Source organism: Pseudomonas sp. RL (assembly GCF_000647775.1).
GTDB classification, from domain to species: Bacteria; Pseudomonadota; Gammaproteobacteria; order Pseudomonadales; family Pseudomonadaceae; genus Serpens; species Serpens flexibilis.
In genome coordinates, this window is record NZ_JBOY01000046.1 from 62,755 (window position 1) to 71,922 (window position 9,168).

Genomic DNA, 9,168 nt, shown 5'->3' on the forward strand with positions numbered 1-9,168 from the left:
CATGTCGATACGCGCACGTTCAATCGTCTGGCTGTTAGCCGTGCTGACCCTCGCCGGCTGCGCCAACCCGCGCTGGAGCGACAGCGATTACCGCCCGCTGGGCGAACCCCAGGCGGCTCAACGCAAGTAAGGGAGTGCAAACCATGGAACTGGTTTTCGAAAGGGTCGGGGCCGGGCCGGCCTCCAGCGCCCGCTTCACCGTGCGCGGCGGGGTGATCGGGCGGGCGGCGGACTGCGACTGGGTGATTGCCGACAGCAAGCGGGTCATCTCGGGGCGACATGCCCGGGTGACTCACCGGGATGGTGATTATTTCCTCACCGACACCAGCAGCAACGGCATCCGCCTCAAGGACAACGGCGCCAGCCTGATCAAGGGGGTGCCGCAGAAGATCGAACATGGCGCCGTCTTCTGCCTAGGCGATGTGGAGATTCGTGCCCGCCTGGTGCCAGGGATGGAGGAGGACGCGCTGCTGACGAGCGCCAGCATCATTCCGGACGATGCCTTTCTGGAGCTTGACCCGCTGGCCGGGCTGGACGCCACGGCAGCGGAAACGGCGGCCCATGACCTAGATCTGTCGCTGTCCCTCGCCGCCGGCGAGGCGCCGCAGCGGGACTACGCCGCCGTGGAGGCGGAAAGCCTGCTGGTGCCGCGGCTGGTGCCGGCGACCGCCGCCACGCCAGCCGCTACGCCGGCGCCGGTCCGTGCGAGCCGGGATGATTTCTGGCAGCAGCTGGGCGAAGCGCTGGGCATGCCGCTGGAGACGTTCGACGAACCGGCCCGTCAGGCCGTGGCACTGCAGGCCGCCCGCCTGCTGCGCCAGTGTGTCGGTCAGTTGCAGCAGAGCCTGCGCACCCGCAGCGAGCTCAAGGGCGAACTGCGCCTGCAACAGACCACCGTGCAGAGCGCCGGCAACAACCCGCTCAAGCACGCGGTCAACAGCGAGGAAGCAATGCAGGCCCTGCTGCGCGCCCCCAAATCCGGCCAGTTGAAGGGCGAGCAGGCGGTGGCCAACGCCTTCCGTGACCTGCAGGCCCATCAGGTGGCAATGCTGGCCGCCAGCCGCGCCGCGGTGCAGGCCATGTTCGAGCACTTCGCACCGCAGCGGATCGCCGCGCGCAGCGACCATGAACGCAAGCCCTGGCCGGTCACGGCCGGCAGCCGCTGGCGCGCGTACTGCCACGAGCATCGCCAACTGGACCAGAACGGCGACTGGGGCCAGCGCCTGTTCGCCCGTGACTTCGCCCAGGCCTATGAAGAACAGGTCCGCCTGATCGCCACCCTGAACACCGACTCGCAAGGATGATGTCCATGTTTCGCCTCGCTCCCCTGGTCCTGCTCGGCGCCCTGCTGTGCCTGGGCGGCTGCTCCTCGTCGCTGACCAAGCTGGATATGTTCGCCACCGCGAGCAACAGCCTGAACCCCGATCTCGGCGGCCGGCCGTCGCCGATCGTGGTGCGGCTGATCGAGCTGCGCCATCCGGCGGCCTTCGAGAACGCGGATTTCTTCGCCCTCTACCAGAACCCGCGCCAGGCGCTGGCGCCGGATTTCGTCACCCAGGAAGAGTTCGAGCTGCGCCCGGGCAGCTGGCGTGCGCTGAAGGTGCACGTGCAGCCCGGCAGCCGCTACGTCGGCGTGCTGGCCGCCTATCGCGACCTGCAGGAAACCCGCTGGCGCCAGGTCATTCCGCTCGAGGAGCAGGCGCTGCACAAGGTGCGCCTGCATCTCGACGACCAGGGCGTGCGGCGCCTGGATACCCCCGAGCCGGAGGACGACTGACATGGCCCTGGACAAGGTGATCTGGCAGGAAGGCATGCTGCTCAAGCCGCAGCACTTCCAGCAGAACGACCGCTATCACGACCACCAGCTGAAGAGCCGCACCCAGCGCCTGGGGCACTATCCGTGGGGTTTCTTCGGCCTGGAGATCGACCGGCAGTTCCTCAACATGGGCAAGCTGGTGCTGAGCCGGGCCAGCGGTCTGCTGCCGGACGGCACGCTGTTCGACATCGGCCCCGAGCAGCCGCCGCTGGTGCTGGACATCGCGCCGAACACCACCGGCACGCCGGTCTATCTGGCCCTGCCGCTGGCCACCGGCAATCACATCGAAAGCCGCCGGGCCGAGCAGAAGGACGTGCTGGCGCGTTTCGTCACCCTGGACCGCGACCTGGCCGACTCGAACGCCGGCGACAACGGCCTCGGCCAGGTCGGCTGCGGCCAGCCGGATTTCCGCCTGCAGCTGGGCGAGCAGCACAACGACGCGCTGTTCGTGAAGCTCAAGGTGTGCCAGGTACTGGATACCACGCCCGACGGCGTGATCAGCCTGGATGCGGCGTTCATCCCCAGCTTCCTGCACTTCCATGCCAGCGATTACCTGCTGTCCTGCCTCAAGGAAGTGATCACCATGCTGGCGCACCGGGGCGACACCCTGGCCGAGCGCATCCGCGCCACCGGCAAGGTGGGCGGCGCGGAGGTGGGGGATTTCATGATGCTGCAGCTGATCAACCGCTACGAGCCGCTGCTGCGCCATTACCTGGGCGTCGATCAGATGCATCCTGTGCAGATCTACCGGGAACTGCTGTGCCTGTTCGGCGAGCTGGCGACCTTCTCAGCCGAGAGCAAACGCCCGCACCTGGAGGTCCGCTACCAGCATGGCGACCAGGGTGCCAGCTTCCATCAGTTGCTGGACGCGTTGCGCCAGGTGCTGTCGATGGTGCTCGAGCAGCACGCCATCGAGCTGCCGCTGCAGCAGCGGCAGTACGGCATTCAGGTGACGCCGCTGCACGATGCCAGCCTGCTGGACAGCGCGGTGTTCGTGCTGGCCGCCAGCGCCGAGTGCGATTCGGAGTCGCTGCGCACGCGCCTGCCGGCGCATCTGAAGATCGGCCCGGTCGAGCACATCCGCCAACTGGTCAACCTGCACCTGCCGGGCATCCGCCTGCGTCCGCTGCCGGTGGCGCCACGGCAGATCCCCTTCCATGCCGGCAAGACCTACTTCGCGCTGGAGCTGACCCCCGACGAGCAGGAGCAGATGAAGCGTTCGGGCGGCTTCGCGCTGCATGCGTCCGGTGAATTCACCGGGCTGGAACTGAAATTCTGGGCGATCAGGGATTGAGAGAGATGGATTACACAGCGAGCGACAGGACGGTCGTGCTCAGCCACAACGGCCAGCCGCCGGCGGCGGACAGCCTGCTGAGCGACGCCGGGGCCACCCCCAGGTACGACGAGCTGGAGGCGCGCATGGTCTTCGCCGCGCGCGTGCGGCCGGCCGAGTCCTTCAGCGTCAGCCTCAACCCGCTGGTGGCGGCGGCCGCGCCGCTGCTGTCCGAGGCGGTACGTATCAGAAGCAGTCCGCACGGCGAAGACCTGCACGCGCTGCAGGCGCAACTGGGCGCCGCCATCCGCCAGTTCGAGTACCGCGCCCTGCAGGACGGCGTGGAAAGCGCGCAGGTGATGGCGGCCCGCTACGTACTGTGCAGCGTACTGGACGAAGCCGTGGTGACCACGCCCTGGGGCGTGGCCGGTGAGTGGTCGCAGTTGAGCCTGCTGAGCGGCTTTCACAACGAGACCTTCGGCGGTGAGAAGGTCTTCCAGCTGCTCGAACGCCTGGCGCGCAACCCGGTCAAGCACCTGGCCATGCTCGAACTGCTGTACCTGTGCCTGGCGCTGGGCTTCGAGGGCCGCTATCGCGTGCTGCCGCGCGGCATGCTCGAGCTGGAGGCGGTACGCGACGGGCTGTACCGGCAGATTCGCCAGCTGCACGGCGATGTGCCGCGCGAGCTTTCGCCGCACTGGGAGGGACTGACGGGCGGCCAGCGGCGGCCGCTGTTCAACGTGCCGGCCTGGAAGGTGGCGCTGGCCGCCGTGGCCTGCCTGGGCGTGCTGTATGTGAGCTTCGCCTGGGCGCTGGGGGCGCAGCGCGACCGCGTCCTGCAGCCCTACCTGGGCACGGACGCGGCAATTGAGTTTTCCACGCAGTCAGGGATGAAGTGACATGGACATCAAGCAATACGCGGCCCGGATCGGCCGTTTCCTGGCGCGGACCTGGGTCTGGAGCCTGCTGCTGGTGCTGCTGGCGAGCCTGCTGATCTGGTTCGTCGGCCCGCTGCTGGCGATTGCCGAGCAGCGCTTCTGGGCCTCGCCGCTCAGCCGTCTTGCCAGCATCGGCCTGCTGGTGCTGCTGTGGGGGCTGGCCCTGGCGTTCGCCGACTGGCGCGGCAAACAGCGCCAGCGCCGCGCGCAGAGCGCCGAGCAAGCCCAGGAGTCGCTACGTCAGCAAAGCCTCATCGGCGAGGAGCAGGCCGAATTGCGCCATCGCTATCGCGAGGCCCTGCGCACGCTCAAGGGACACGGCGGAAAATGGCGCGAGGAGCTGCCCTGGTACCTGCTGATCGGCCCGCAAGGCAGCGGCAAGACCAGCCTGCTGGATTTCTCCGGGCTGGAGTTCCCGCTCAATCAGGGCGCGGAGCAGCGTCTGACTCGGGAAGTCGCCGGCACCCTGTACGCGGACTGGTACTTCGCCGAACAGGCGGTGCTGATCGACACGGCCGGCCGCTATCTGAGCCAACCCGACCCGGCGGTGGACAGCCTGGGCTGGCAGACGCTGTTGCACCTGCTGCGCCGGCGTCGCACCCGGCCGCTCAATGGCGTGCTGGTGAACCTGCCGGTGGATGTGCTGCAGAGCGGCGACGAACTGGCGCTTGAATACCTGGCGCGCCAGACCCGCCAGCGCCTGCAGGAGATTCATCAGCAACTGGGCGTCGACGTGCCGGTGTACCTGGTGCTCGGCAAGGCGGACAAGGTGCCGGGCTTCGCCGAGTCCTTCGATCAGCTGTCACGCGAGGAGGCCGACCAGGTACTGGGCATGACCTTCCGTCCGGGGCAGTCCGCCACCGAGCAGGCGACCCTACGCGCGGAACTCGAAACACTGCTGCGACGGCTGAATCACCAGGTGATTCCACGCATGCACCAGGAGCGGGATACGGTGCGGCGCGGGCGCATCCTCGACTTTCCCCATCAGCTTGGCCAGCTGGGCGAGCAGCTGTGCCTGTTCGTCGAGCTGGCCTTCGCCGGCAATCGCTACCAGCGGGCCAGCCAGCTGCGTGGCCTCTATTTCATAAGTGCACCGCAGTTGGCGGGCGGGCTCGATCCGGTGACCCTCGGCATTGGCCAGCAGCTCGGTCTGGCCGGCAGCCTGCTGCCCAGCCTGCACACCGGCAAGCCCCGCTTCATCCATGATCTGTTTGCCAAGGTGATCTTCCCCGAGGCGCCGCTGGCCAGCCTCGACGGCCAGACCGCGCGGCGCATGGCCTGGGGGCAACGAGTGCTTTATGCCGCGGCGCTGGGCAGTGTGCTGGCAATGGCCGTCCTCTGGGCCAACGCCTTCTCGGACAACCAGGCTCGCCTCGAGCGTCTGCGGCAGACTGCCGACAGCCTGCTGCCCGCCCGCGAGCAACTGGACGCCCATGACGACATCCATCGGCTGCTGGAGGTACTGGACATCAGTCATGCCGCTACCCAGGTTTTCCCCGACAGCAGCGAGGTGCCCCTGGTGCAGCGCGGCGGCCTGTACCAGCGCAGCCAGGCGGAGCCGGTGGTGACCGACAACTATCGACGTGACCTAGAACGCCTGCTGCTGCCTCGGGTGCGCCAGCTTCTGGAAACACAGCTGGTGCAGCGGACAGACCGCGATGCCCTGCTGGCCAGCCTGCGCGCCTACCTGATGCTCAATCTGCCCGAGCGGCGGGACGCCGGCTTCCTCGCCGACCGGCTGGCGGCGGAGTGGTCACGGCGCCACCCGGGGGAGGCGACCGTACAGGCAGCCCTGAACGGTCACTTTCAACGTTTGCTGGCCGAGCCGTTTGCCGCACAACCAATCGACGCGGCCTTGGTGGCCCAGGCTCGCCAGACGCTGCGCAGCGAGTCGCTGGCCGAAGTGGTGTACCGCGCACTGCGCGAACAGGCCCAGCAATTGCCAGAGTACCGCTTCCACCAGCATCTCGGCCCGCAGGCCACCCTGCTCAATGGCAGCGACCATGCCATACCCGGCCTCTACACCCAACGCGGCTATCGACACTACCTGCTCGCCCAAGGGCCACGCCGAATGGAGGAGATCCTGCGCGACAATTGGGTGCTGGGTGAGAGCGCGGGCCTGAGCCCGCATGATCTGGGCCGCCTGCTGGCCGACGTGGAGCAGCTGTACTTCCGCGACTACGCCTACCACTGGTCGCAGGCGCTGGAGCAAATGGAGCCAGAGCCCGTGGGCAACGCCGCGCAGGGCGCACGTCTGGTCGCCGGGTTGGGCTCGCCCAGCTCGCCGCTGCTGCAGCTGCTGGTTCAGCTGCGGGAAAACACGCTATTCAGTGGGCCGGCGGCAAGCACAGAAACCGCCGGCGAGCTGTTGTCCGCCGCCACAGCATTGGGTACACCGCTCGCCAGCGCCGTACCGGACAGTGCTCGCAAGGCCATGGAACGCCACTTCGCGCCCCTGCATCGGCTGCTGGACGGCGGCGGCGCAGCCGGTCCCGAACTCGCCAACAGCTTGCAGGCCCTGGATGATCTGCACACCCTGCTCAGCACACTGGCTCAGGCCAGCCAGCCGGAACAGACCGCATTCGAACTGGCTCGCCAGCGCATGAACGGCCGTAGTGACGCCCTCAGTCAGCTGCGCAGCAATGCGGCGCGGATGCCCAAGCCGATCGGGCGCTGGCTGGAACTGCTGGCCGATGACAGCTGGATGCTGATCCTCAGCGAAGCCCAGCACCACCTGAACCAGCGCTACCAGGCCGAGCTGTACGCCTTCTACCAGGGCGCCCTGAGGCAGCGTTACCCGTTCGAGGCCCGTAGCCAGAGCGAAGTCTCCCTGGCCGACTTCCGCGAGTTTTTCAAGAGCAAGGGGGTGGCTGACCGCTTCTTCGAGGGCTATGTGCGCCCCTTCGTGACCGGCAGCGGCAACCAACTGAAATTGCGACTGGTCGATGGTCGTGGCCTGCCCCTTTCCCCGCATTTCCTAGCTCAGCTGGGCAAGGCGGAGGACATCCGCCGCAGCTTCTTCGCCGAGAATCCCGAGGAGCCCAGCCTGCAGTTCAAGCTGGAATCTTATTTGCTCGATTCGAACATGCGCCGCGCGGAGTTCCGCTTGGGCAATCAGCAGCACGAGTACCGCCATGGTCCGATCGCGCAAACCTCGTTCCGCTGGCCAGACCATACCCTGGACGGCAGGGCCAGTGTGCTGATCGAGGAGATCGGGGGCCGCCGCCTCGCCGTGGAGAAGAACAGTGGTCACTGGTCGCTGTTCCGCCTGATCGATCAGTTGCAGGTGGAGCACCACAGCGGGAGGGATGTGCTTCTGCTCAAGGCGCATCTGGAAGAACGCCGCGCTCAGTATCTGCTGCACAGCCAGCGCTCGCCTAATCCCTTCGATCCGTCGCTGTTGCGCAGCTTCAAGCTGCCGGCGGTCCTGTAATGAGCGGATGGCAGAGCGCGGCGCGCAGCGAAACCGGCAAGGTACGCCAGCGCAACGAGGATGCGCTGCTGGCGGCCGCTGATCAGGGTCTGTGGGCCATTGCCGACGGCATGGGTGGGCATGCCAACGGGGCACTGGCCAGCCGCAGCATCATCGAGGGACTGTCGGCACTGCAGTTGAACGGCACGCTTGAACAGCGCATTGCCCAGGTGCGTACCGAGCTGGTCGGACTGAATCAGCGGCTGAGCCAGGATCTGACCCTGGCGGCCGATCAGCAGGATTCGATCATGGGCAGTACCGTGGTCGTGCTGCTGGTCGAAGGAGTTCGCGGAGCCTGCCTTTGGGCAGGCGACAGCCGATGCTACCTCTGGCGGGACCAGCGGCTCTTTCAGCTGACGCGAGATCACTCGCTGGCCCAGCAACTGATCGACAGACACCGATACAGCGCCGAACAGGCCGCCCAGCATCCAGCCTCCCAAGCACTGACCCGCGCCGTGGGCGCAACGAACGATCTGGAACTGGACACGGTCGAGTTCGACGTCCGCCCGGGCGATTGCTTCCTGCTGTGCAGTGATGGCATCCATCAGGCATCGCCGGCTGCGGTACTCGGTGCGGCGTTGAAGGCGCCGACACCGAAGCGGGCGGCAGATCTTCTGATCGACTTCGTTATGCAGGGCCCGGCGCGCGACAATCTGAGCGCCGTGGTGGTCCGCAAGATGCCATCGGGAGTCCGCCAATGACGGGCATCATTGAGCCGGAAATGACCTATTTCGCCTTTGCGCAGTCGACCGCGAAAAAGACGGAGCCGCGATCGACATGCCTGCCGCCAGTACCCGACCTGTTATGCAATCGCTATCGGGTGGAACGACTGCTCGGTGTAGGTGGCATGGGCGCCGTCTTCAGAGCGCGAGACCTGCTACGTGAACAGCTGGGAGATCCCTGCCCGCTGATCGCGATCAAGACCCTGAACAATGAGTGCGCCGAATACCCCGACGCGCCGACCCTCCTGCACAGCGAGTTCGCTCGCACGCTGCGCCTGAAGCATCCCAATGTAATCAGGGTGCTGCATTTCGATATCGACCCGGCAAGCGAGCACCCCTTCATCGTCATGGAACTACTCGAGGGCATCACGCTGGATCAATTGCTCCTTCGCCAACCACAGGGCCTGGCATGGAGCGATATCCACAGCATCGGCGGCAGCGTGCTGGCTGCGGTCGCCCATTGTCATGAGCGGGGCACCGTTCACGGGGACATCAAACTCAGCAATATTCTGGCGGGCAAGGAGGGTGTTCGTCTGTTCGATTTCGGCCTCGGACACTGTTCTCAGGACCAGCTTCCACAACTTGACCGAGAGCACTTCAAAGCCTGGACCCCCGGATACGCCGCTCCGGAAATCTTGCAAGGTGAGCCCGCCAGCAGCGCGGCGGATGTTTACTCGCTGGGCTGTGTGCTACTGGAGCTAAGCGGTGCGCGCCTGAAGAACGAACCACTCCGCCAGCCTGCGCAAATGCCGACAAGCCTCTGGAAAGTGCTGAACCGTGCGATCTCCAGCCTGCCGAACCAGCGCTGTTCCGCTCGTCAGTTGCATGAAGCCTGGGGGAAGACTACTCAGCACTCTCTGCTCTCCAAGCTGATCGCCAGGCTTCAGTGAGCTGAAAAAGACAAAACCCCAACCCGCGGTTGCGGATTGGGGTTTTGGTTTTAGGTG

General features: G+C 66.4%; 8 protein-coding genes. All 8 read left to right on the forward strand.

Annotated features, from left to right (window positions below; genetic code table 11):
* The first annotated feature begins 1 nt into the window (after window position 1).
* The 8 genes from AS93_RS20580 to AS93_RS0108630 are packed head-to-tail and all read left to right on the forward strand — an operon-like array spanning window position 2 to window position 9,111.
* Entirely contained in the window at window positions 2-130 is a 129-nt protein-coding gene (locus tag AS93_RS20580; protein ID WP_139182011.1) for a type VI secretion protein, read from the forward strand.
* 13 nt (window positions 131-143) lie between these two features.
* A complete protein-coding gene (tagH, locus tag AS93_RS0108600; RefSeq protein ID WP_027590240.1) occupies window positions 144-1,304 on the forward strand; it encodes a type VI secretion system-associated FHA domain protein TagH in 1,161 nt (386 codons plus the stop codon).
* A 5-nt stretch (window positions 1,305-1,309) separates the two neighbouring features.
* A complete protein-coding gene (gene tssJ / locus AS93_RS0108605; RefSeq protein ID WP_027590241.1) occupies window positions 1,310-1,777 on the forward strand; it encodes a type VI secretion system lipoprotein TssJ in 468 nt (155 codons plus the stop codon).
* A gap of 1 nt (window position 1,778) precedes the next feature.
* Window positions 1,779-3,110: a type VI secretion system baseplate subunit TssK gene (gene tssK / locus AS93_RS0108610; RefSeq protein WP_027590242.1), complete on the forward strand. Its 1,332-nt coding sequence runs from the start codon at window positions 1,779-1,781 to the stop codon at window positions 3,108-3,110.
* 5 nt (window positions 3,111-3,115) lie between these two features.
* Window positions 3,116-3,988, forward strand: coding sequence for a type IVB secretion system protein IcmH/DotU (gene icmH, locus AS93_RS0108615; protein WP_037008745.1), 873 nt, complete (start codon window positions 3,116-3,118; stop codon window positions 3,986-3,988).
* Between the two features lie 7 nt (window positions 3,989-3,995).
* A complete protein-coding gene (gene tssM, locus AS93_RS0108620; RefSeq protein ID WP_027590244.1) occupies window positions 3,996-7,460 on the forward strand; it encodes a type VI secretion system membrane subunit TssM in 3,465 nt (1,154 codons plus the stop codon).
* Entirely contained in the window at window positions 7,460-8,200 is a 741-nt protein-coding gene (locus tag AS93_RS0108625; protein WP_027590245.1) for a PP2C family serine/threonine-protein phosphatase, read from the forward strand. Before tssM ends, AS93_RS0108625 begins: the two co-directional genes overlap by 1 nt.
* The gene (locus tag AS93_RS0108630; RefSeq protein WP_027590246.1) at window positions 8,197-9,111 is read left to right on the forward strand and encodes a serine/threonine-protein kinase; all 915 of its coding nucleotides are present in this window, start codon (window positions 8,197-8,199) and stop codon (window positions 9,109-9,111) included. Before AS93_RS0108625 ends, AS93_RS0108630 begins: the two co-directional genes overlap by 4 nt.
* Window positions 9,112-9,168 lie beyond the last annotated feature (57 nt).

Coding starts and splice junctions, on each gene's coding strand:
- icmH (WP_037008745.1), top strand. CDS start 3,116: ATGGATTACACAGCGAGCGACAGGACGGTCGTGCTCAGCCACAACGGC.
- AS93_RS0108625 (WP_027590245.1), top strand. CDS start 7,460: ATGAGCGGATGGCAGAGCGCGGCGCGCAGCGAAACCGGCAAGGTACGC.
- tssJ (WP_027590241.1), top strand. CDS start 1,310: ATGTTTCGCCTCGCTCCCCTGGTCCTGCTCGGCGCCCTGCTGTGCCTG.
- tssK (WP_027590242.1), top strand. CDS start 1,779: ATGGCCCTGGACAAGGTGATCTGGCAGGAAGGCATGCTGCTCAAGCCG.
- tagH (WP_027590240.1), top strand. CDS start 144: ATGGAACTGGTTTTCGAAAGGGTCGGGGCCGGGCCGGCCTCCAGCGCC.
- AS93_RS20580 (WP_139182011.1), top strand. CDS start 2: ATGTCGATACGCGCACGTTCAATCGTCTGGCTGTTAGCCGTGCTGACC.
- AS93_RS0108630 (WP_027590246.1), top strand. CDS start 8,197: ATGACGGGCATCATTGAGCCGGAAATGACCTATTTCGCCTTTGCGCAG.